The 20,253-nt window shown below is 75.2% G+C and carries 18 protein-coding genes and 2 pseudogenes; 6 read left to right on the top strand and 14 right to left on the bottom strand.

Going from position 1 to position 20,253, the window contains the following annotated elements; all coding sequences use genetic code 11:
* Positions 1-66: 66 nt before the first annotated feature.
* The 3 genes from QMQ26_RS30025 (at position 67) to QMQ26_RS30015 (ending at position 3,290) form a co-directional block, all read left to right on the top strand.
* Positions 67-1,527, top strand: coding sequence for an NCS2 family permease (locus QMQ26_RS30025; protein ID WP_282203414.1), 1,461 nt, complete (start codon positions 67-69; stop codon positions 1,525-1,527).
* Positions 1,528-1,639: 112 nt separating this feature from the next.
* Positions 1,640-2,803 carry an XdhC family protein gene (locus QMQ26_RS30020; RefSeq protein WP_282203413.1) on the top strand — a complete coding sequence of 388 codons (1,164 nt, stop codon included), beginning with the start codon at positions 1,640-1,642 and terminating at the stop codon, positions 2,801-2,803.
* A gap of 10 nt (positions 2,804-2,813) precedes the next feature.
* Positions 2,814-3,290 (top strand): GNAT family N-acetyltransferase, encoded by a 477-nt coding sequence (locus QMQ26_RS30015; protein ID WP_282203412.1) that lies wholly within the window; start codon positions 2,814-2,816, stop codon positions 3,288-3,290.
* 25 nt (positions 3,291-3,315) lie between these two features.
* Here the strand turns inward: QMQ26_RS30015 and QMQ26_RS30010 are convergent, their stop codons facing one another.
* The 8 genes from QMQ26_RS30010 to QMQ26_RS29980 all read right to left on the bottom strand — a co-directional run bounded on the left by QMQ26_RS30010 (position 3,316) and on the right by QMQ26_RS29980 (position 10,253).
* Positions 3,316-3,624 (bottom strand): hypothetical protein, encoded by a 309-nt coding sequence (locus QMQ26_RS30010; RefSeq protein ID WP_282203411.1) that lies wholly within the window; start codon positions 3,622-3,624, stop codon positions 3,316-3,318.
* A gap of 232 nt (positions 3,625-3,856) precedes the next feature.
* Positions 3,857-4,009: a LysE family transporter gene (locus tag QMQ26_RS37575; RefSeq protein ID WP_318552085.1), complete on the bottom strand. Its 153-nt coding sequence runs from the start codon at positions 4,007-4,009 to the stop codon at positions 3,857-3,859.
* Positions 3,976-4,530, bottom strand: a complete 555-nt coding sequence (locus QMQ26_RS30005; protein ID WP_318552084.1) for a LysE family translocator — start codon at positions 4,528-4,530, stop codon at positions 3,976-3,978. The genes QMQ26_RS37575 and QMQ26_RS30005 overlap by 34 nt, the downstream gene beginning before the upstream one ends.
* An 11-nt stretch (positions 4,531-4,541) precedes the next feature.
* Positions 4,542-5,381 (bottom strand): DUF3626 domain-containing protein, encoded by an 840-nt coding sequence (locus QMQ26_RS30000; RefSeq protein ID WP_282203410.1) that lies wholly within the window; start codon positions 5,379-5,381, stop codon positions 4,542-4,544.
* 196 nt (positions 5,382-5,577) lie between these two features.
* The gene (locus tag QMQ26_RS29995; protein ID WP_282203409.1) at positions 5,578-7,311 is read right to left on the bottom strand and encodes an SDR family oxidoreductase; all 1,734 of its coding nucleotides are present in this window, start codon (positions 7,309-7,311) and stop codon (positions 5,578-5,580) included.
* A complete protein-coding gene (locus QMQ26_RS29990) occupies positions 7,308-8,150 on the bottom strand; it encodes a M24 family metallopeptidase (protein ID WP_282203408.1) in 843 nt (280 codons plus the stop codon). Before QMQ26_RS29990 ends, QMQ26_RS29995 begins: the two co-directional genes overlap by 4 nt.
* Positions 8,151-8,153: 3 nt before the next feature.
* On the bottom strand, positions 8,154-9,233 hold the full coding sequence (locus QMQ26_RS29985) for a PDR/VanB family oxidoreductase (protein ID WP_282203407.1): 1,080 nt from the start codon (positions 9,231-9,233) through the stop codon (positions 8,154-8,156).
* A 126-nt stretch (positions 9,234-9,359) separates the two neighbouring features.
* Positions 9,360-10,253: a metal-dependent hydrolase gene (locus QMQ26_RS29980; protein ID WP_282203406.1), complete on the bottom strand. Its 894-nt coding sequence runs from the start codon at positions 10,251-10,253 to the stop codon at positions 9,360-9,362.
* A 194-nt stretch (positions 10,254-10,447) separates the two neighbouring features.
* On the opposite strand from QMQ26_RS29980, the pseudogene QMQ26_RS37570 reads away from it, so the two are divergent.
* Together QMQ26_RS37570 and QMQ26_RS38450 are read left to right on the top strand one after the other, a co-directional pair.
* Positions 10,448-11,029: pseudogene (locus QMQ26_RS37570) on the top strand (hypothetical protein); the annotation flags it as partial.
* Positions 10,951-11,250, top strand: coding sequence for a pyridoxine 5'-phosphate oxidase C-terminal domain-containing protein (locus tag QMQ26_RS38450; RefSeq protein WP_404814223.1), 300 nt, complete (start codon positions 10,951-10,953; stop codon positions 11,248-11,250). The pseudogene QMQ26_RS37570 and the gene QMQ26_RS38450, both read left to right, overlap by 79 nt.
* On the opposite strand, the gene QMQ26_RS29970 is transcribed toward QMQ26_RS38450, so the two are convergent.
* Together QMQ26_RS29970 and QMQ26_RS29965 are read right to left on the bottom strand one after the other, a co-directional pair.
* Positions 11,243-12,238, bottom strand: coding sequence for an alpha/beta hydrolase (locus QMQ26_RS29970; protein WP_282203405.1), 996 nt, complete (start codon positions 12,236-12,238; stop codon positions 11,243-11,245). The genes QMQ26_RS38450 and QMQ26_RS29970 overlap by 8 nt on opposite strands.
* Before the next feature lie 140 nt (positions 12,239-12,378).
* Positions 12,379-12,867: a GNAT family N-acetyltransferase gene (locus QMQ26_RS29965; RefSeq protein ID WP_282203404.1), complete on the bottom strand. Its 489-nt coding sequence runs from the start codon at positions 12,865-12,867 to the stop codon at positions 12,379-12,381.
* Between the two features lie 202 nt (positions 12,868-13,069).
* On the opposite strand from QMQ26_RS29965, the gene QMQ26_RS29960 reads away from it, so the two are divergent.
* Positions 13,070-14,641: a Na+/H+ antiporter gene (locus tag QMQ26_RS29960; protein ID WP_282203403.1), complete on the top strand. Its 1,572-nt coding sequence runs from the start codon at positions 13,070-13,072 to the stop codon at positions 14,639-14,641.
* Between the two features lie 86 nt (positions 14,642-14,727).
* On the opposite strand, the gene helR is transcribed toward QMQ26_RS29960, so the two are convergent.
* The 4 genes and pseudogenes from helR to ureG form a co-directional block, all read right to left on the bottom strand.
* The gene (gene helR, locus QMQ26_RS29955) at positions 14,728-16,887 is read right to left on the bottom strand and encodes an RNA polymerase recycling motor ATPase HelR (RefSeq protein WP_282203402.1); all 2,160 of its coding nucleotides are present in this window, start codon (positions 16,885-16,887) and stop codon (positions 14,728-14,730) included.
* 265 nt (positions 16,888-17,152) lie between these two features.
* Complete coding sequence (locus QMQ26_RS29950; RefSeq protein WP_282203401.1) at positions 17,153-18,505, bottom strand: ammonium transporter; 1,353 nt, start codon at positions 18,503-18,505, stop codon at positions 17,153-17,155.
* A gap of 99 nt (positions 18,506-18,604) precedes the next feature.
* A pseudogene (locus tag QMQ26_RS29945) lies at positions 18,605-19,575 on the bottom strand (urease accessory protein UreD).
* Between the two features lie 2 nt (positions 19,576-19,577).
* The gene (gene ureG / locus QMQ26_RS29940; RefSeq protein ID WP_282203400.1) at positions 19,578-20,198 is read right to left on the bottom strand and encodes an urease accessory protein UreG; all 621 of its coding nucleotides are present in this window, start codon (positions 20,196-20,198) and stop codon (positions 19,578-19,580) included.
* Positions 20,199-20,253 lie beyond the last annotated feature (55 nt).

The raw sequence follows: 20,253 nt of genomic DNA, 5'->3' as shown, positions 1-20,253 counted from the left end.
TACCCCCCTGACGGGCATTCAGGTCGGCTCGCCCACCCCAACCCCCTATGAACCTTGGGAGTGGACATGAACCGGACCTCCACGGAGCCCGGCCCCACCGACGCGGCCCCCACCGCGCCCGACACACCCCCGCGCAGCGCCCTCGACGCCTACTTCAAGATCTCCGCGCGCGGCTCCACCCTGGGCAACGAGATCCGCGGCGGGCTCACCACCTTCATGGCGATGGCCTACATCGTCCTGCTCAACCCGATCATCCTGAGCGGCGCGGACGTCACCGGCGCCAAGCTGGACCACGCCCAGCTGACCACCGCCACCGCGCTGGCCGCCGCCGTCACCACGGTCCTGATGGGCGTGGTCGGCAACGTGCCGCTGGCGGTCGCGGCCGGACTGTCCGTCTCCGGCGCGATATCGGCGCTGGTCGCGCCGCACACCACCTGGGCGCAGGCGATGGGCCTGTGCGTGATCTACGGCCTGCTGATCGTGCTGCTGGTGGTCTCCGGGCTGCGCGAGAAGATCATGAACGGCATCCCGCTGCCGCTCAAGCACGCCATCACCATCGGCATCGGCCTGTTCGTCGCGATCATCGGCTTCTACAAGGCCGGCTTCGTGCACACCGGCGGCCCCACCCCGCTCTCGCTCGGCCCGTTCGGCGAGCTCCAGGGCTGGCCCGTCCTGCTCTTCGCGCTCACCCTGCTCACCGTCTTCGTGCTGCTGGCCCGGGGCGTGCGGGGCGCGATCCTGATCGGCATCGCGGCGGGCACCGCGGTCGCCCTGGTGGTGAACAAGGCGGCCGGGCTGAGCGCGAAGGACTGGGGCGGCTCGGCGCCGACCTGGCCCGGCTCGCCGGTCTCCGCGCCCGACTTCGGGCTGTTCGGGCACGTCGACCTGTTCGGCGCGTTCGGCCCGCACGGGCTGGGCGCGATCAGCGCCTCGGTCGCCGTGTTCACCCTCGTCCTCGCCGGGTTCTTCGACGCCATGGCCACCATCATCGGCGTCGGCACCGAGGCCGGGCTGGCCGACGACAGGGGCCGGATGCCCGGCCTGTCCAAGGCGCTGTTCATCGACGGCGCGGGCGGCGCGATCGGCGGCCTGGCCGGGGCGTCCGGGCAGACCGTGTTCGTCGAGTCGGCCACCGGCGTCGGCGACGGCGCCCGCACCGGCCTGGCCTCCACCGTCACCGGCGGCGTGTTCGCGCTGATGCTGTTCTTCTCCCCGGTGGCCGCCGTGGTGCCGGTGCAGGTCGCCTCCGCCGCGCTGGTGGTGATCGGCTCGATGATGATGAGCCAGGCCCGGCACATCGACTGGTCGGACCGCGAGACCGCCATCCCGGCGTTCCTCACCTGCGTGGTCATGCCCTTCACCTACAGCATCACCGCGGGCGTCGCGGCCGGCGTCGTCTCGTACACCGCGATCAAGGCCGGCACCGGCAAGTGGCGCGAGCCCGGCCCGCTGATGTGGGTGCTGACCGGCGTGTTCGTCGTGTACTTCGCGATCGTCCCGATCAAATCCTGGCTGGGCGTGCACTAGCGCCCGGCCCTCCCCGCCGCCCCGCCGCACCCTCCGGCGGGGCGGCACCCGCCGTCCGTGAACCCGTCAACCCGTGAGCCCGTGAGCCTGTGAGTCCGTGAGGAGCAACCCCGTGCACGACATCGCCGCCCAGTTGCACACCTGGCACGCCGCCGGACGCCCCTTCGCGGTGGCCACCGTGGTCGGCGTCTCCGGCTCCGCGCCGCGCGACCCCGGCGCGGCCCTGGCCGTCGACGCGGACGGCGAGGCGGTCGGCTCGGTCTCCGGCGGCTGCGTGGAGGGCGCGGTGTACGAGCTGTGCCGGGAGGCGCTGCACACCGGCACGCCCGCCCTGGAACGCTTCGGCTACAGCGACGAGGACGCCTTCGCCGTCGGCCTGACCTGCGGCGGCCTGCTCGACGTCTTCGTCCAGCCGGTCGTCCCCGGCACCGACCCCGGCCTGGACGCCGCCGTCGCCTACACCGCCTCCGGCACCCCCGTCGCGGTGGCCCGGATCGTCGACGGCCCGCCCGCCCTGCTCGGCGGCACCGTCGCCGTCACCGCCGACGCCCACCACGGCTCCTTCGCCTCCTTCCGGCTGGAGCGCGCCACCGTCGCCGAGGCCCGCGCGATGCTCTCCGCCGGGCGCACCGGACGCCTGGTCCTCGGGCTGGACGGGCGGCCCTGCGACCCGTCCGCGGAGCACACCGTCACCGTCTTCGTCGAGGCGTACGTGCCGCCGCCGCGGATGCTGGTCTTCGGCGCGATCGACTTCGCCTCGGCGGTGGTCCGGATCGGCAAGTTCCTCGGCTACCACGTCACCGTCTGCGACGCCCGGCCGGTCTTCGCCACCGCGCGGCGCTTCCCCGAGGCCGACGAACTCGTCGTCGACTGGCCGCACCGCTACCTCGACACCCAGCTCGACCGGCTCGACGGCCGCAGCGTGCTGTGCGTCCTCACCCACGACGCCAAGTTCGACATCCCGCTCCTCGAACGCGCCCTGCGCCTGCCCGTCGGCTACGTCGGCGCGATGGGCTCCCGCCGCACCCACCGCGACCGCGAGGCCCGCCTGCGCGAAGCCGGCCTCACCGAGACCGAACTCTCCCGCCTGCACTCCCCCATCGGCCTCGACCTCGGCGCCCGCACCCCCGAGGAGACCGCCGTCTCCATCGCCGCCCAACTCGTCTCCCTCACCCGCGGCGGCTCCTGCCTCCCGCTCTCCGCCACCGGCGGCCCGATCCACCACGACCTCACCGACACCCGTGCCCCGGGCGGCAGTTCCTCGCACGCGGCCTAGAGTGGGCCCCATGAACGGAGTGACCGTCCGCCGGGCCGGAGTCGACGACGCGGCCGCGCTGGCCGCGCTGCGCCTGCGGTTCAAGCGGGAGGACGAGGGCGGCGAACCGCCGGGGTCGGCGGCGGAGTTCCTCGCCGAGTGCGAGCGGTGGCTGCGCACCCGGCTGGCCGGGCCGTGGCTGGCCTGGGTGGCGGAGGCGGACGGGCGGGTCTGCGGGCACGTGTTCCTCTGCCTGGTGGAGAAGGTGCCCAGCCCCTACCCGTCCGCCGACGCCCTCGGCTACGTGACGAACTTCTACGTCACCCCGGAACGGCGCGGCCGCGGCCTGGGCCGGGCCCTGCTGGAGGAGCTGAACCGCCACGCCCGCGCCCGGCCGCTGGACACCCTGGTCGTCTGGCCCTCCGAACGCAGCGCCCCGCTCTACCGCCGCCACGGCTTCGCACCCCCGGCCGAACTCCTCGAACAGCCCGTCGCCCCGGGGCCGTGACGTCCGGAGCACCGTTCCCGGGACGTCACTCCACGACGGGGTGGAGCGCCATCAGCACCAGGAAGAGCACCATGACGGCGCCGGCGACCAGCGAGGCCACCCCGTAGGCGATCCCGTGCCGGGCGAAGAGCGGGGCCAGGAGCGGGGTCGGGTTGCCGGTGAGCCGGGAGCGTTCGAGCAGCGCGGTCCAGCGGTCGGCGAGGCGGGTCCGGATGCCCCGGAAATCGGTGACCAGCACCAGCCCGTGGACGATGATCGCGACCGCGAACAACCAGCCCGCCACGAATCCGGCCACGGGTATCCCGGGCTCTGCGACATCCTCAGCAATGATCATGGCAGGTGATGATCGGGGGGCCGCGCACCCCGTGTCAACACTCGGCCGTACCCGCCCCGGCCGGCGCTCACAGGCCGTCCCCCAGCGTGCCGCCCTCCCGGACGCCCGGGAGGACCCAGCCCACCGCCGAGGCGGTGGGCGTCAGGAACGGGGTGAGCGCGTCGCGTTCGGCGAGGCGGGTCCGGACGCGGGTGAAGAGGGCGGGGTCGGCGGGGTCGGGCGACCGGCGGGGTCAGTCGCCGAGGGCGAGTTTCGCGCCGAAGCCGAGCACGGCGACGCCCGTGGCCCGGTCGAGCAGGCGGCGGACGGCGGGGCGGCGCAGGCGGGCGCGCAGGGTGTGGGCGAAGGCGATCAGGGCGGCGGACCAGAGCAGGCCCTCGGCCACGTGGACCGAGGTGAGCAGGACGCCGGCCGCGAGGTGCGGGGCCCCGGCGGGATGAACGGGGGGAGGACGGCGACGTAGAAGACGCCGACCTTGGGGTTGAGCAGGTTGGTGAGCGTCCCGCGCCGCCACCCGGCCCACCACCCGCCGGCCCGGCCGGCCCCGTCGTCGTCGCTGCCGCCGCCGTCACTGTCGCCGCTGCCGCCACCCGCCCCGTCCCGCTGCGGGTGCCGTTCGCGCAGCATCCGCACGCCCGTCCACAGCAGGTAGCAGACGCCGGCCCAGCGCAGCGTCTCGTAGGCGAGGCGGGAGGCGGTGAGCAGCACGCTGATCCCGGCCGCGGAGGCGGTGCCCCAGACCAGGGTGCCGGTCTGGATGCCGAGGACCACGCCCCACGCCTGCCGTCGCCGCCCGAGGACGGCGGTGCGCAGGATCAGCGCGGTGTCGAGCCCGGGAGTGAGGGTGAGCAGGCCCACCACCAGGGCGAAGGAGGCGAGCGGTCCGGCCATCGTCGTCAGGTCCACGGACGGCCAGCCTACGGGGTGGCCGGGCGGCCGAAGCGGGCGAGGCAGTGCCAGACCTTCTTCAGGTCCTGCGGGTCGTGCCGTCCGCCGCGCGCCGCGGCGCCGATCGCGGCGGGGTCGAGCAGGCCCTCGCGGGCGATCGCCGCGCCGAGGGCGGTGATGTGCGGGCCCCGGTAGTCGGCGTGGCGGGGCAGTTCGGCGGCGGGGAGGCGGTAGCCCGGGTGCCACTCGACGGGGCAGGGCAGGGCGCGGGCGGCGGCCTCGACCTCGGTGCCGCGGTGGCTGGGGTCGAGGACGAGCGCGGCGACGTGGGTGTCGAACCGGACGGGGCCGTGCAGGTGGGCCTCGACGTAGTCGTCCAGGGCGTCCTGTCCGTCGGCCTCGGCGAGCGCGAGCAGCGGCATGGCGTCGACGGTGCCGAAGTCCTCGGGTTCGAGGAAGCTGTCGGGGTAGCAGAAGGTGGCCCGGTGCAGGGCGGCGGGCACCAGCCGGACGTGCGCGGAGCCGAACCGGGGCGCGCCGCCGTAGGGGCTGCGGTGGCGGTTGAGCGCGCCGTAGACGGGGCGGCGCTCGGCCGGGGCCTCGTCGTAGGCGCCGCCGAAGATCCGGCTCTCCCACTTCCAGCGGTCGCCGCCGGGGTGGGCGGTGAGGCCGCCGTTGCTGGTCCCGGTGCTGAACTGGGAGCGGTAGACGCCGTCGCGGGCCATCGCCGCCAGGACGGGCAGGCCGTCGGGGCCGGTCCGGTCCGGGTGGAAGTTGAGCGTGACGTCGAGCCCGGCGGGCAGCGGGTCGCCGCTGGTCCGGGCCGCGACGTGCCGGAGGGCGGCGCGGGCTTCGGGCGTCTGTTCCATGGCGCGCAGTCTGCCCGGGCCGGGTCGCGGGCGCAGCCGGTTTTCCGCGCCGCCCGCCGGGCGGCGCGACGGACCACGTGGTGGACCGCACGACGGATCGCGCGGTGGACCGTGCGACGGACCGCGCGACGGACCGCGCGACGGACCGCGCGGCCGGGGGCGGGGCGGGGTGGTGCGCGCCCCCGGCGGGGACGTTTCAGCCCGCGTTGATCCGGGCCGCCCGGCGCAGCAGCGCGGGGCTGAGCCGGCCGAGCAGGCGGGCGGCCTTGGCCTCGACCGTGACGGGGACGACGGCCTTGCGGGTGCGGACGGCGCGGACGATCTCGGCGGCGACCTTCTCCGGCGGGAAGCCCCGGCGGGCGTACATCTTGGAGACCTTGGCCTGCTTGGCGGCGAGTTCGCCGTCGCCGAGGCCGGAGAAGGTGCTGGTGCGGGTGATGTTGGTGTTGACGATGCCGGGGCAGATGGTGGAGACGCCGATCCGGTGCGGGGCGAGTTCGGCGCGCAGGCAGTCGGAGAGCATGAAGACCGCGGACTTGGAGGTGGCGTACGCGGCGAGCACCTTGGAGGGCAGGTAGGCGGCGGCGGAGGCGAGGTTGACGAGGTGGCCGCCCTCGCCGCGGTCGACCATCAGCTGTCCGAAGGCGCGGCAGCCGTGGATGACGCCCCACAGGTTGACGTCCAGGACGCGCCGCCACTCCTCCTCGGTGGTCTGCAGGAAGGTGCCGGAGTGGCCGATCCCCGCGTTGTTGACGACCACGTCGGGCACCCCGTGCTCGGCGGCGACCTGCCGGGCGAACGCGTCGACGGCCGGGCCGTCGCTCACGTCGACCCGGTACGCGGCGGCCTTGACGCCGGAGAGGGCGCAGAGTTCGGCGGTGCGCTGCGCGGCGGGCAGGTCGCGGTCGCCGACCACGATCCGGGCGCCCTGCTCGGCGAAGGCCAGCGCGGTGGCCCGGCCGATGCCGCTGCCGCCGCCGGTGACGACGACCAACTCGCCCGCCGCGGAGGGTTCCTGGCGGAGGGCGCCGTGGTCGCGGGCGGTGAACTCGCGGACCAGGCCGGCCACCGCGGGGCCCTTCTCCAGCAGCGCGGACCAGTGGGTGGCGTTCAGGGTGCGCCGGGTGAGCCGGGGCACCCAGCGTTCCAGGCCCTCGGAGAGGAAGTCGGAGACGTAGTGGTCGCGTTGCAGGGTGATCAGCTGCACCGGCACCTCGGTGTGCCGTTCGCGCGGCCGGCGCACGGTGGGGCGCATGTTGGCCCGGTACAGCTCGATGCCGTGCACGGCGTCCCGCGCGAGGGTGGCCTGCGGGTGGCCGGGCCGGGGGCGGACGGCCTCCAGGTCGCGCAGCACCCGGGGCCACAGCCGGGCCAGGCCGAGCCTCCAGGCGGCGGGGGCGAGCACGGGCAGGTGGAACAGCGCGATGTACCAGGAGTGCGCGCCCTGCCGCAGCAGTTGGGACAGGTGGCGCGGGGTGGGGCGGCGCAGCCGGTGCCGTATCCAGTGGCCCATGTGGTCCAGGCACGGGCCGGACATCGTGGTGTAGCTGGCGATCCGCCGGTACGCCCCGGGCGCGGTGACGGCCTCCCAGGACTGCACGCTCCCCCAGTCGTGCGCGACGACGTGCACCGGCCGGTCGGGGCTGACGGCGTCGGCGACGTTGAACAGGTCCGCGCCGAGCAGTTCCAGCCGGTAGTCCTCCCGGGCGGCGGGCACCCCGGAGGCCCCGGAGCCGCGGGTGTCGTAGCGCACCACGTGGTGGTCGACGGCGAGGTCCGCGGCGACGTCGTCCCAGACCGAGTGGTCGTCGGGGTAGCCGTGCACCAGGATCACCGTCGGGTCGGCCGGGTCGCCCTGCTCGTACACGGCGAGGGCGAGCCCGCCGGAGTCGACGGTGCGCCGGCGGGTCCCGTTGCTGCGGCCGGTCATGCGCGTGCCTCCTGGAGTGTCCAGCGCCGCACGTGCGGCAGGTCGTCGTCGAGCCAGTACGCGTCGTCCTCGGTGACGACGAGGAGTTCCTCGAACTTGATGCCCACGTCGCGGAAGCCGATGTGCGGTTCGACCGCCCAGAGGCCGGGGGTGGGGGCGTGCTGGGAGGCGCGGCCGCCGGCCCAGAGCGGGGAGCGGCCCTCCAGGCGTTCCTTGACGAGTTCGCGGCCGAGGGTCTGGAGGGTGCGGACGCCGAAGCCGAACAGGTTGACGCCGGCCGGGCCGCGGGCGGTGTTCCGGGTGACCTGGTGGCCGATGACCCGGCCGGGGTAGACCTGGTGGCGGTTGTCGTAGCCGTGGGCGGCGAGTTGGGCGTCGACGGCGGCGTACACCTCGGCGAGGGTGCGGCGGGCCCTGACCTCGCGCAGGATCAGGTCGCGGTAGACCTCGAGGTCCTTGGCGAGCAGGTCCCAGACGGGGTTGTCGCCGACCTTGCCGCCGTAGCCGATGTCGGCGGTGTAGCCGTCCACCACGGGCGCGCAGTCCAGGACGTACGGCATGCCCTCGGTGAGCACCCGGGAGCCGGCGAAGAACTGGAGCGGGGTGTGGAAGTGCCGGAAGGCGGTGCGGTCGCCGAACCAGGCGAACGGGACGTGGAAGAAGTCCTGCACGCCGGCCCGGACCAGGCAGCGGCGCAGTTCGGCGGTGGCCTGGCGTTCGGTGACGCCGGGTTCGATCCAGGCGGCGACCTGTTCGGCGCAGTGGTAGGAGAGCTGCTGGACCTCCCGGAACTTCGCCAGGTCCCGTTCGCCGTAAGGGAATCGGGGCGGTTGCTTCATCTCTCACACCTCCAGGACGAGGGTCTCGCCCTCGGCGGCCCGGGTGACGCAGGGCAGGATCAGGCCGGCGGCCCGCTGTTCGGCGGTGAGCCGGCGGTCGCGGTGCTCGGGGGTGCCGCCGGTGGCCTTGAGCACGCAGGTGCCGCAGAAGCCCTGTCGGCAGGAGTAGGGCAGGTCGGGCCTGACCTCGCGGGCGACGTCCAGCGCGGAGCGGTTGGCGGGGACGGTGAGCGTCCGGCCGTCGATCCGGATGCCGAACGGGTGCCCGTCGCGGATCGGCGCGGCCCCGAACCGTTCGAAGTGCAGCGCGGTGGCGGGCGATCGGGGCAGGGCGCGCTGGACGGCGAGCAGCATCGGCGCGGGGCCGCAGACGTAGACGGCGGCGCCGCGGGGGGCGTGCGCGAGCAGCTCGGCGGCGTCGGGCAGGCCGTGCTCGTCGTCGGTGCGGACGGTCACCCGGGCCGGGTCGAGGGCGCGCAGTTCGTCGGTGAACGGGAGGGCGGCGGCGGTGCGGCCGGTGTGGACGAGCCGCCAGTCGAGGCCGGCGTGCTGGGCGGCCCGGGCCATCGGGAGCAGCGGGGTGACGCCGATGCCGCCGGCCAGGAACAGCACCTTCTCCTCGCCGCAGAACGCGAAGCCGTTGCGCGGGCGGCGCACCCGCAGGCGGACCCCGACGTGCAGGTCGTCGTGGACCTCGACGGAGCCGCCGCCGCCGTCCGCGATCCGGCGCACCGCGATCCGGTAGGCGTGCCGGTCGGCCGGGTCGCCGCAGAGCGAGTAGTGGCGTGCGCGGCCGGACGGCAGGGTCAGCACGATCCGCGCGCCGGGCTGCCAGGGCGGCAGCATCCCGCCGGACGGGTCGGCCAGCCGCAGTTCCGCCACGTCCTCGGCGACCACCCGGTGCGAGACCACCACCAGGTGCAGCGGCGGCACCGGCCGGGCCTCCGGCCGGCGCGGGCTGCGGCGCAGCCCGGGGCGGCCCAGCGCGGGGCTGTACCAGTCGCCGAAGGCGGTCAGCCGGGCGAAGAAGCGGTCGGCCCGGGGGCGTCCGTACAGGTCGGGGGGTGGCGTTTCGAGATCCATGGGGGTACGGCTCCAAGAGGTGTTCACGCCCCGCCGGGGGCCATCGGTGTTCGCGTCCCTGGTCGCGCGTCCGGTTCAGTCGCGCGCCCGGTTCAGCCGGGCGTCCCGTTCGGGTGCGCGCCCGGTTCAGTGGGTGGCGGCGGCCTTGGCCGCCGGCGACTTCGCCAGGTAGGCGAGGGCCTGCGAGGAGCTGCCCTCGCGGGTGGGGTGGTAGCCGGGGCCGAAGTAGCGCGCGGCGGAGCGCAGGAAGCGGGCGGGTTCGGGCAGCAGGCCGCGCCGGGCGGCGCGCCGGGCCTCGCGCCAGGTGGGGACGATCCGGCCCTCCAGGGTGGGGTCGGCGGCGAGCATGAAGCGGGCGCCGCGGACCCACAGGTGGATCAGCAGCGGGCCGGAGACGAACATGCCGCGGACGCGCCGCAGGTAGCCGGGGTCGAGGTGGCGCATCAGGTCGTAGGCGACGCTGCGGTGTTCGACCTCCTCGGCGCCGTGCCAGCGCAGCAGGTCGAGCATGGTGGGGTCGGCCTTGGCGCGGTCGAGGCCGGGCGAGTTGAGGGCCCAGTTGCCGAGGAAGGCGGTGAAGTGCTCGATGGCGGCGACGAAGGCGACGCGCTCGATGACGTTCTCGCGGCGCTGGCGGGCGGTCAGGCCGGGCTTGTCGCCCAGGACGCGGCGGAACAGCCAGCTGATCTGCCGGACGTAGGGGCGCGGGTCGAGGCCCTGGCCGAGCAGGTGGTCGAGGACTTCCTGGTGGGCCTCCGCGTGGATCGCCTCCTGCCCGATGAAGCCGAGCACCTCCTCGCGCAGCTGTTCGTCGCGGATCAGCGGTAGCGCCTCCTTGAACACCTTGACGAACCACCGCTCGCCCTCGGGCAGCAGCAGGTGCAGCACGTTGATGGTGTGGGTGGCCATCGGCTCGTCGGGAATCCAGTGCAGCGGCAGCCGGGACCAGTCGAAGCGCACGTCGCGCGGTTCGAGCACCAGGCTGTCGTGCACGCTGACGGGCGGGATGGGGCGGGGCATGGAGGTGCCTCCTGACGCGCGGCGGACGGGGGGAGCGGCCCCGGGTGGGCACACCGGCAAACTACTCGCGGGTAGCGGGCCGGACAAGGGGTTCGACCACTCTTATCAACATCGAGTCTAATAAGACCCGATCGAGTGACCCGCCGCCGCCGACCCGCTTGCCCCCGCCCCCGCGAACCGCCAGTGTGTGCCCCATGCCGGGTCAACGGAAGCGCAAAAACCGACAGGACGGGGAACGCCGCCGCCACGCCGAGGAACACACGGGCCGGCAGTGGCACCCGCTCCACTCGACGCAGGACGCCGACGCGCTCCGGACGTACCTCCGCTCCTGCCCGTACGACGCGTCGCACCTGCGGGTGGACACGCTCTGCGGACGGCTCGTCCACCCGACGACCTACCGGGTCAGCGTGCTGATGCCACCCGGTGCCCCGCCCCCCCGACCAGGAAGCCCCGTGACCGACGACCGCACCCCCCTCGTCCGCGCCCTGATCGCCCACCCGGTGCTGGCCGCGCCCGCCTACCCGCCGCCGGACCGGACGGCCACCGGCCCCGCCGCGCTGTTCACCGCCTGGCTGCTGGACGCCCTCGCGGCGGGCGGCCCGGACGCCCAGGTGGTGACGCTCTCCACGGTGGACGCCGCGGGGCGGCCGGACGCCCGGGTGCTGGTGCTGCGGGACGTCGACGCGTCCGCCGCCGCCTGGCACTTCTGGACCGAGCCCGACTCCGCCAAGGCCCACCAGCTCGCCGCCCGCCCGGACGCGGCACTCACCGTCTACTGGCCGGGCCAGGGCCGCCAGGTCCGCCTGCGCGGCCCGGTCCGCCCCTCCCCGGCTGCTCCACGCCCTCGCCCGCCCTGCACTGCTACGCCCTGCACGCGGCGGAGGCCGAGTTCTGGCAGGCGGGCCCGGAACAGCGACACCTGCGCCGCCGCCACACCCGCACCGCCGACGGCTGGACGGACACCGGCTGGACCGACACCCGACTGCCCGCTAACTGAACAGCAGCCGCCGCAGCCAGCCCGCCCGGGCCGCGACCGCCGCCCGGCTGGTCGCGGCCCGCGGGGCGAGGGTGTCGAAGCCGTGCGGGGCGCCGGGCCAGACGTGCAGTTCGGCGTGGCCGCCGGTCCGCCACAGGGCGTCGGCGTAGGCGGTGACCTCGTCGCGGAAGGTCTCGGCGGAGCCGACCTCCAGGTAGGCGGGCGGCAGGCCGGACAGGTCGCGGGCCCGGGCGGGCGCGGCGTACGGCGGGAGGTCGGGGGCGCCGTGCAGCGGGCCGAGCGCGGCGCGCCAGGCGGTGGCGTTGGAGACGGCGTCCCAGGTGTCGTGCCCGGCGGCCTGCCGGGCGGAGGCGGTGCCGCCGCGGTCGTCCAGCATCGGGCTGAGCAGCAACTGCCCGGCCGGGGAAGGGATTTCACCGCTTTCACCGCTTTCACCGCGTTCAGCGCGTCCGTCACGCTCGTCGCGCAGCAGCAGGGCGAGCGCGGCGGCCAGCCCGCCCCCGGCGCTCTTGCCGGCGAGCACGATCCGCCCGGGGTCGATCCGCAGCCGCCCGGCGTGCGCGGCCGTCCAGCGCAGCGCCGTCCGGCAGGCGTGCAGCGGGGCCGGGTAGCGGGCGGCGGGCGCGAGCGGGTACTCGACGGAGAGCACGGCCAGCCCGAGCGGTTCGGCCAACTCCCGCAGCACGCGCGGCAGGACGGCGTACGCGTTGCCGCCGATCAGCCCGCCCCCGTGCAGGTAGAGCAGCACGGGCAGCGGCCCGGCCGTCCCGGCCGGGCGGGCGGCGACCACGGGGACGCCGTCCGCGTCGTGCTCGGCGGTCTCGAACCGCCCGCCATCGGCGAGTTGCCGCAGCGTCGGCCGGGGCCGCCGCTCCGCGTCCCGCCGCTGCCACTCCCCCAGCGCCTCGGGCGTCAGCGGCGCGGGCACCCCGCCGCGGGCGGCCAGTGCGGCGGCCATCTCCCGGTCCAGGTAAGGCTTCTGCGTCATGCTTCCGGAGTTGTACCCCACCGGGCGCGATCCGTCGGTTTCCGCTGCTCGGGCGTGGTGCGGCTCGGCGCGGGAGGGGAGTCCCCGCGGTCCCGCCGGGGCGGACGGCCGCTCAGGCGCCGGGGGTCCGGGGACAGGCCCTACGGCAGGGCGAGCCAGTCCGACCAGGAGATCCCGCGGCCGGGGAAGCGCGGCCGCTCGAACGGCCAGTCGGCGGCGATCCACTGCGGCACCAGCGCGTCGAGGGCCTGCTCGACCTCGCCGCCCACCAGCTCGTCCACCACCCACCAGGAGATGTCGGCGTCCGCACCGGCCTTCTCCGGCGGGTCGATGTAGACGCAGCCGAGCAGGGCCGTCTCCGCCGCGTCGAACAGCGCGTAGTTGAAGGACTCGTGCGCGGCGATCTCCTGCTCGTGCCGCAGCAGGTCGGCCCGGTCGGCCTCGTAGGTCATGGTGGCCGCGGGCCAGCCCCAGGCCGGGCCGAAGACGGTCCACAACCGCTCGCGCGAACCCATCACGGCCGGGTAGTCGAGCGGGGTGTCCGCCTCCCGGATCGGCCGCAGGTGGTGGCCACCGCCCGGCAGCGGTACCAGGACGGGGTGGACGAAGTCGTCGGGGAGCCAGCTCATGGGGCCCGACCGTAGCAGCGCGCGCCCGTCCGGTCCCCTGGTTTTCCCCGCCCCCGCCACCGGGCCGCCCCCGGCCCGCCGGGAGCACCCGATCGGCCGCTCGGTCAATGCGGGCGGGCGCGGCCGGGCCGCAGTAGCGTCCGAGGGCGCGCGGCCCCGTCCGGGAGGGCCGTGCGGGCGGCGCGGGAGGCGGCGGTCCCTGATGGTCGGGCTGGAACTGGTCGTGCTGCTGGGCGTCGCGCTGCTGGCGTGCCGGGCGGCCTCGGTGCGGCTGGGGATCGCCGCGCCGGTGCTGCAGTTGGGCGCGGGCGTGCTGCTGGGGTTCCTGCCCGCGCTGCGCGAGGTGGAGCTGCCGCCGGAGGCGGTGCTGCTGCTGTTCCTGCCGGCGCTGCTGTACTGGGAGGCGATGACCTCCTCGTTGCAGGAGATCCGGCGCAACCTGCGCGGCATCGTGCTGGCGAGCACCGCGCTGGTGGTGCTGACGGCGGGCGCGGTGGCCGCGGCGGCGCACGCGACGGGGGTGCCGTGGGGCCCGGCCTGGGTGCTGGGCGGGGCGGTGGCGCCGACGGACGCGACGGCGGTGGGGGTGGTGGCCCGGCTGCTGCCGCGCCGCAACCTGATGGTGCTGAAGGCCGAGAGCCTGGTCAACGACGGTACGGCGCTGGTGGTCTACGGCCTGGCGGTGGGCGTCACGGTGGGCGAGGAGCGGCTCGGGGTGCTGCACGTGTCCTGGCTGTTCGCGCTCTCGTACGTGGGCGGGGCGGCGGCGGGCGGGCTGGTGGCCTGGCTGGGGGTGCTGGTGCGGCGCCGGGTCTCGGACCCGCTGAGCGCGAACCTGGTCTTCCTGCTGGTCCCGTTCGGGAGCTACCTGCTGGCGGAGTCGATCGGGTCCTCGGGCGTGCTGGCGGTGGTCACCGCCGGGCTGATCATCAGTCAGACCTCGCCGACCACCGGCAGCGCCGCGGCCCGCCGGCAGATCGTCGCCTCCTGGTCGCTGGGGACGTTCCTGCTGAACGGCGCGCTGTTCGTGCTGGTCGGCATCGAGGCGCAGAGCGCGGTGCGCGGGCTGACCGCCACCACGCTGGCGCGGGCGCTGGCCCTGGTGGTCGTGGTGGCGGCGGTGCTCACCGGCACCCGGATCGCCTTCCTGTTCGCCTCCGCGTACCTGATCCGGGCGGTGGACCGGCGGCCGCAGCAGCGGGCCCGGCGGGTCAGCGGCCGGGCCCGGATCGTCAGCGGGCTGGCCGGGTTCCGCGGCGCGGTGTCGCTGGCGGCGGCGCTGGCCGTCCCGGCCGCGCTGGACTCCGGGGAGCCGTTCCCGGACCGGGACCTGATCGTCTTCGTCACCTTCGGCGTGATCGTGCTGACCCTGCTGCCCGGCCTGGTGCTGCCGGGCGTGGTGCGCTGGGCCCGGCTGCCGGACCCCTCGGCGGACGGCGCGGAGGAGCGGCTCGCCCACGAGACGGTGCTGCGGACCGCCCTGACGGCGCTGCCGGAGGCGGCGGCCGAGGTCGGCGCGGACGGGGAGCTGGTCGAGCGCTACCGGCGCGAACTGGAGGCCGCGCTGGCCGACCTGACCTCCTCCGACGCCCCGGACGCCTTCGCACGCGACCCCCGGGACACCGCGCTGCACCTGGCCCTGCTGGCCCGCAAGCGGGCCGCGCTGGTGCGGCTGCGCGCCGAGCACCGGATCGACGACACCGTGCTGGTCACGCTGGAGACCCGGCTGGACATCGAGGAGCTGCGGCTCACCCACCCCGAGGCGGTGGACTGAGCCCCGGCCCCCGGCCCCCGGCCCCCGGCGTCCGGCGTCCGGCGTCCGGGCCCGGCGCAGCACGGCGAGCTGCCCGACGCCCGGGCTCAGCGCAGCACGGCGAGCTGCCCGGTGGCCCGGGTCATCGCGACGTAGCGGTCGACGGCGCCCTCGACGCCGTCGCCGAACGCGTCCGGGTCGACCAGCACCACCAGGTCGAACTCCAGGCCCTTGACCAGCTCGGGGCTGAGCGAGCGGACCCGGGGCAGGCCGGGGAAGAACGGGTCGCCGATCACGCAGGCGGTGCCCTCGGGGTGGTCGGCCAGCCAGGCCGCCAGCAGCCCGTCCCGTTCGGCCCGGGCGCCGTGGTGCACGGGCAGGCCGCTGCGCCGGATCGAGGTGGGGACGTTGGCGTCGGGGAGCGCGGCCCGGATCACCGGCTCGGCCTCGGCCATCACCTCTTCCGGCGTGCGGTAGTTGACGGTCAGCGAGGTGAGGGTGATCCGCTCCAGGCCGGCCCGCTCCAGGCGTTCGGTCCAGGACTCGGTGAAGCCGTGCCGGGCCTGGGCCCGGTCGCCGACGATGGTGAAGGAGCGGGGCGGGCAGCGGGCGATCAGCATCTGCCACTCGGCGTCGGTGAGTTCCTGCGCCTCGTCCACCACGATGTGGGCGAACGGCCCGGCCAGCAGGTCGGGGTGGACCGGCTCGGGGTCGTCGTGGTCGATCAGCGCCTCGCGCAGGTCGGCGCCGCGCAGCATGGCGACCGCGCCCTCGCCGTCGTCGTCGGAGGTCAGCAGGTGGTCGACCACGCCGTCCATCAGCTCGCGCTCGGTGGCCAGCCGGGCCCGCTGGGCGCGCTGGCGGCGGTCGGCGTCGGTGTCGCCGAGGCGGCGGCGGGCGGCGTCCAGCAGCGGTAGGTCGGCGAGCGTCCAGGCGGCCGGGTCGGGGCGCTGGAGGGCGCGGATCTCCTCGCGGCTCAGCCAGGGCGCGCACAGCCGCAGGTAGGCGGGGACGGTCCACAGGTCGCCGACCAGGTCGGTGGGCTCCAGGATCGGCCAGGCGCGGCGCAGCGCGCCGAGCAGTTCGGGGTCGCGGCGCAGTTCGCGGCGGAGCACCTCGGGCGAGATGCCGTCCTCGTCGTCGAAGGAGTCGGCGTTCTTGTCCAGCAGGATGGTGATCAGCTCGTCCAGGATCTGCTGGCGGGCCTCGTTGTGCGGGGTGCCGGGGCCGGGGGCGGCGAACGCCTCGGTCCAGTCCTCGGGGTCGATCCACAGCTCGTACCACTCGGTGGAGAGCTTGCGTCCCTCGGCGGGCGGCTCCTCGTAGACGGCGACGGCCTTCTCGATCGCGTGCACCATCCCGGCGGCGGCCTTGAGCCGGGCCACCTCGGGGTCGGGTTCGGGCGCGACGGCGGTGCCCTCGGGCAGCAGGTCGCGCAGGGTGCAGGTCAGCACGCCCTCCTCGCCGAGGCTGGGCAGCACGTCGGCGACGTACGCCAGGTAGGGCTGGTGCGGGCCGACGAACAGCACCCGGCCCTTGCGGTGGCCCAGCCGCGGGTCGGAGTACAGCAGGTGGGCGGTGCGGTGCAGGGCGACCACGGTCTTGCCGGTGCCGGGGCCGCCGTCGACCACCAGGGAGCCGCGCGAGCCGGCCCGGATGATGGCGTCCTGGTCGGCCTGGATGGTGGCCAGCACGTCGCGCATCCGCTCGGAGCGGGAGCTGCCGAGGCTGGCGATGAACGCGGACTGGTCGTCCAGCGCGGCGTGGCCCTCCAGGCCGTCGGCGGTGAACACCTCGTCCCAGTAGTCGCCGACCCGGCCGCGCTGCCAGCGGTAGCGGCGGCGGCTGGCCAGGCCCATCGGGTTGGCGTGGGTGGCGGCGAAGAACGGCTCGGCGGCGGGCGAGCGCCAGTCGACCAGCAGGCGGCGGCCGTCGGCGTCGGCGAGGCCGAGGCGGCCGATGTAGATCGGCTCGGGGTCGTCGGCCCGAACGATCCGGCCCAGGCACAGGTCGTGGCCGAAGCGGCCCAGGGTGCGCAGCCGGGCGGAGAGCCGGTGCACCTCGTTGTCGCGGTCCATCGCGGCCTGGCCGGCCCCGCCGGGGCTGCGGCGCACCTCCTCCAGGCGCGCGGTCAGCTCCGCGACGTCCCGCCGCAGGGTGTCGGCGACCTCGGCGAAGTGCCGGTCGTCGGCGGCGATCAGGGCCGGGTCCGCCTTGGCGGCGAGCCGCGCGGGCAGGTCGAAGGCGCTGGTCGTCGGCTGGTTCATGGGTGGTGACTCCGATCCGCTGCCGGGTCGGCCGCGCTCCGTCCGCGTGCTGTTCGCGGTCTGCCCCGTTCGTGCTGTTTGCGCGGGTTTCCCGGTTCAGACCAGCGATTGTGCGGCATCGGGGGGGCCTTGCCGCAAGGCCCCCCTTGCGGTATAAGTTTGATATCGGCAGGAGAGCGCGCGCTCCCTGCCTCTCGTGCGTCCGGGGCGTCGCGCGGGCCGCCCCCCGGCGGCCCTGTCGGCGGGCCTGCCTGCGGGCCTCCCGTCAGCTCCCGTCCTCGCGCCGGGTCCTGATCAACTCGGCGATCTTCCGGACGAGTTCGCTGTCGCTGCGGACGGCGCCGGAGTCCACCAGGGTGCCGAGGCGCTCGGCGGTGAGGGTGTCGTAGGCGGTCTCGGCGGCCTCGCCGGGGACGTGCTGGTACGCGGCGGCGGCCCGGAAGCCGACCACGGCGTCGACGAGCCTGGCCAGCAGCCAGGTCAGGGTGAAGGAGAACGCGGCCACCGCCAGCACGGCGAGCACCTGCTTGCCCAGCAGGCTCCAGCCGCCGCCGTGGAACAGGCCCTTCTGGCCGCTGATCCGGGCGGTGGCGAACAGGCCGACCATGACCAGGCCGGTGATGCCGCCGACGCCGTGCACGCCGACCACGTCGAGCGTGTCGTCCACGCCGAAGCGGTACTTGAGGGTGACCGCCCAGGCGCAGACCAGCCCGGCGACCAGGCCGGTGACCACCGCGCCGAGCGGGTCGATCTCGCCGCAGGCGGGGGTGATGGCGACCATGCCGGCCACGCCCGCGGAGACCACGCCGGTGGTGCTGACCCGCCCGGTGCGCCACTTCTCGACCAGCGGCCAGGTGACCATCGCGGCGGCGCCGCCGAGCTGGGTGTTGAGGAAGGCCGCGGCGGCGGTGCCCTGGTCGTTGAGCGCGGAGCCGGAGTTGAAGCCGAACCAGCCGAACCAGAGCAGCCCGACGCCGATCACCACCAGCGGGATGTTGTTGGGCCGCTCCGCGCGCCGGGCCCAGTCGCGCGGGCCGCGCAGGGCGACGGCGACGGCGAGCCCGGCGGCGCCGGAGTTGAGCTCGACGGGCAGGCCGCCGGCGAAGTCGAGCGCGCCGAGCCGGTCGTGGACCCAGCCCTGGGAGTCGAACACCCAGTGCGCGGCGGGCGCGTAGACGACCAGCAGCCACAGCGGGACGAACACCAGCCAGCCGCGCATCCGGGCCCGGTCGGCGACCGAGCCGCTGATCAGGGCGACGGTGACCACCGCGAAGCCCATCTGGAAGGTGGCGAAGATGTAGGTGGGGATGGTGCCGCTGAGCGTGTTGATCTCGATGCCGCGGAAGAACGCCAGGTCCAGGGTGCCGATCACCCCGGCCCCGCCGGCGTCCGGCCCGAAGGCCAGGGTGTAGCCGAGCGCCCACCAGACCAGGGTGCCGAAGGCGAGCGCGGCGAAGCTCATCTTCAGCATCATCAGGATGTGCTTGAGCCGGACCATGCCGCCGTAGAAGAACGCCAGGCCGGGCGTCATCAGCAGGACCATGGCGGTGGAGGCCAGCAGCCAGGCCGTGTCGCCGGCGTTGTAGGCCGGCGGCATCGGCGGGGGCGCGGAGAGCACGGGGTTCTACCTCCTGGGGCGGGCGAGCGGGCGGCCGGGCAGACGGCCGGGTGAGCGGGCAGACGGCCGGGCGGGCAGACGGCCGGGCGGGCGGGCGGGTCAGGTCTTGCGCAGGGCGGGCGCGGGGGTACCGGTGAGCAGCAGCCGGACGGCCCGCCAGGCGTCGGCGAGCGCGGCGGCGGTGCGGACGGGGCTGTCCTCCAGCAGGCGCAGCCAGGCGCCGGCGTCCTCGGGCAGGGTGGAGACGCCGTACCGCAGGCCGCGGCCGTCGAGGGCGCGGTGCAGGGTGTCGGCGATCTCGGCGGCGGGGCGCAGGTCGCTGACCACGAACAGGGTGGCGAGGTGGTCGTGCCCGGCGAACACGGCGGGGCCGGTGACGGTGCGCCGGTCGCCGCCGGGGTGAGCCGCAGGGTGTCGACGGCGAGCGGGGTGCCGTCGGGGCGGACGATCTCCAGGTCGGTGGCGAGCACCCGGTAGTCGTGCCGCTCGTCGCGGGCGAGCCGTCCGGCGGTGATCGTCTCGCCGAGCACCACGGTGGAGCCGGGGGCGGCGGTGACGGTGGTGCGCTGGTAGAACCGGGAGTCGCGGAACGGGATCAGCGGGTCGGGCAGGTACTCCAGGTAGGCGCCCGGGGCCGCTTCGAGGTGGACCAGCTGGCTGGCGTAGTCCTGTTCCATCCGGAACACCTTGGTGGCGGCCTGGGTGGTGAGGTGGACCCGGGTGCCGGGGCCGCAGCGGACGTCGATCCGGTAGCGGTCGGCCTGGGTGACGCCGCCGCCGGTGGCCATCAGGTAGACGTGGGCGGCGTCGGGCCGGGCGGGGTCGATCCACAGCGGGCGCATGATCTGGAGCGGGGTCTTCTGGTACCGCTCGACGAGTTCGGTGCGGCCGGCGCGGACGGCGAAGGCCAGGTCGAGGATGCCGACCTTGGCGGGCGAGCCGGGGGCGAGGGTGTCGGGGCGCGCGGCCCAGCCGGCCACCTCCGCGGGGAGGCGGCCGGCGGACCAGTACGCCGCGTCGAGCCGGTCGGCGGCGGTCGCCGCCGTCGGCCGGGGCGGGGCGGTGGCCATGGTCAGATCAGCGCCTTGCGGCGGCTGCCGAGGAACTCGGCGAGCTCCTCCACGCCGGTGCCGTCGAGCGAGTTGGTGAGGATGACCGGCTTGCCGTCGCGGACCTGGTGCGCGTCGGCCTCCATCACCTCGATGTCGGTGCGCACGTACTGGGCGATGTCGATCTTGTTGATGACCAGCAGGTCGGACTCGGTGATGCCCGGGCCGCGCTTGCGGGGCATCTTCTCGCCCTCGGCGGTGTCCAGCACGAACACGAACACGTCGGCCAGCACCGGGCTGAACGTCAGTGTCAGGTTGTCGCCGCCGGACTCGTAGAGCAGGGTGTCCACCTCCGGGAAGCGCTCCAGGAGTTCGGCGCCCGCGGCCAGGTTCATGGTCGGGTCGTCGCGGACGGCGGTGTGCGGGCAGGCGCCGGTCTCCACGCCGACCACCAGCTCGGGGTCCAGGACCCCGGCCAGGGTGCGGCGCACGTGCTGGGCGTCCTCCTGGGTGTAGATGTCGTTGGTGATCACGGCGGGGCGGTGGCCCCGGGCGATCAGCACCGGCACCAGCGCCTCGATCAGCGCGGTCTTGCCGGAGCCGACCGGCCCGCCGATCCCGATCCGCAGGACGTTGTCGTCCACGGGCACTCCTTCTCTGGTGGTTGCTGCTGGTGGTTTTCTCTGGTGGTTGCTGCTG

It is taken from the genome of Kitasatospora fiedleri (assembly GCF_948472415.1).
In the GTDB taxonomy this organism is placed as follows: domain Bacteria; phylum Actinomycetota; class Actinomycetes; order Streptomycetales; family Streptomycetaceae; genus Kitasatospora; species Kitasatospora fiedleri.
Note: the sequence above shows the minus strand (reverse complement) of the source record. Positions and strands in the feature narration are given on the sequence as shown.

Excerpts from the sequence above, each read along its gene's own strand:
- QMQ26_RS29985 (WP_282203407.1), bottom strand. The coding sequence starts at position 9,233 with ATGGATCTCGAAACGCCACCCCCCGACCTGTACGGACGCCCCCGGGCC.
- QMQ26_RS30010 (WP_282203411.1), bottom strand. The coding sequence starts at position 3,624 with ATGATCATTGCTGAGGATGTCGCAGAGCCCGGGATACCCGTGGCCGGA.
- QMQ26_RS30015 (WP_282203412.1), top strand. The coding sequence starts at position 2,814 with ATGAACGGAGTGACCGTCCGCCGGGCCGGAGTCGACGACGCGGCCGCG.
- QMQ26_RS29965 (WP_282203404.1), bottom strand. The coding sequence starts at position 12,867 with ATGAGCTGGCTCCCCGACGACTTCGTCCACCCCGTCCTGGTACCGCTG.
- QMQ26_RS29980 (WP_282203406.1), bottom strand. The coding sequence starts at position 10,253 with ATGCCCCGCCCCATCCCGCCCGTCAGCGTGCACGACAGCCTGGTGCTC.
- QMQ26_RS30025 (WP_282203414.1), top strand. The coding sequence starts at position 67 with ATGAACCGGACCTCCACGGAGCCCGGCCCCACCGACGCGGCCCCCACC.
- QMQ26_RS30000 (WP_282203410.1), bottom strand. The coding sequence starts at position 5,381 with ATGGAACAGACGCCCGAAGCCCGCGCCGCCCTCCGGCACGTCGCGGCC.
- QMQ26_RS29995 (WP_282203409.1), bottom strand. The coding sequence starts at position 7,311 with ATGACCGGCCGCAGCAACGGGACCCGCCGGCGCACCGTCGACTCCGGC.
- helR (WP_282203402.1), bottom strand. The coding sequence starts at position 16,887 with ATGAACCAGCCGACGACCAGCGCCTTCGACCTGCCCGCGCGGCTCGCC.
- QMQ26_RS29970 (WP_282203405.1), bottom strand. The coding sequence starts at position 12,238 with ATGACGCAGAAGCCTTACCTGGACCGGGAGATGGCCGCCGCACTGGCC.
- QMQ26_RS29960 (WP_282203403.1), top strand. The coding sequence starts at position 13,070 with ATGGTCGGGCTGGAACTGGTCGTGCTGCTGGGCGTCGCGCTGCTGGCG.
- QMQ26_RS29990 (WP_282203408.1), bottom strand. The coding sequence starts at position 8,150 with ATGAAGCAACCGCCCCGATTCCCTTACGGCGAACGGGACCTGGCGAAG.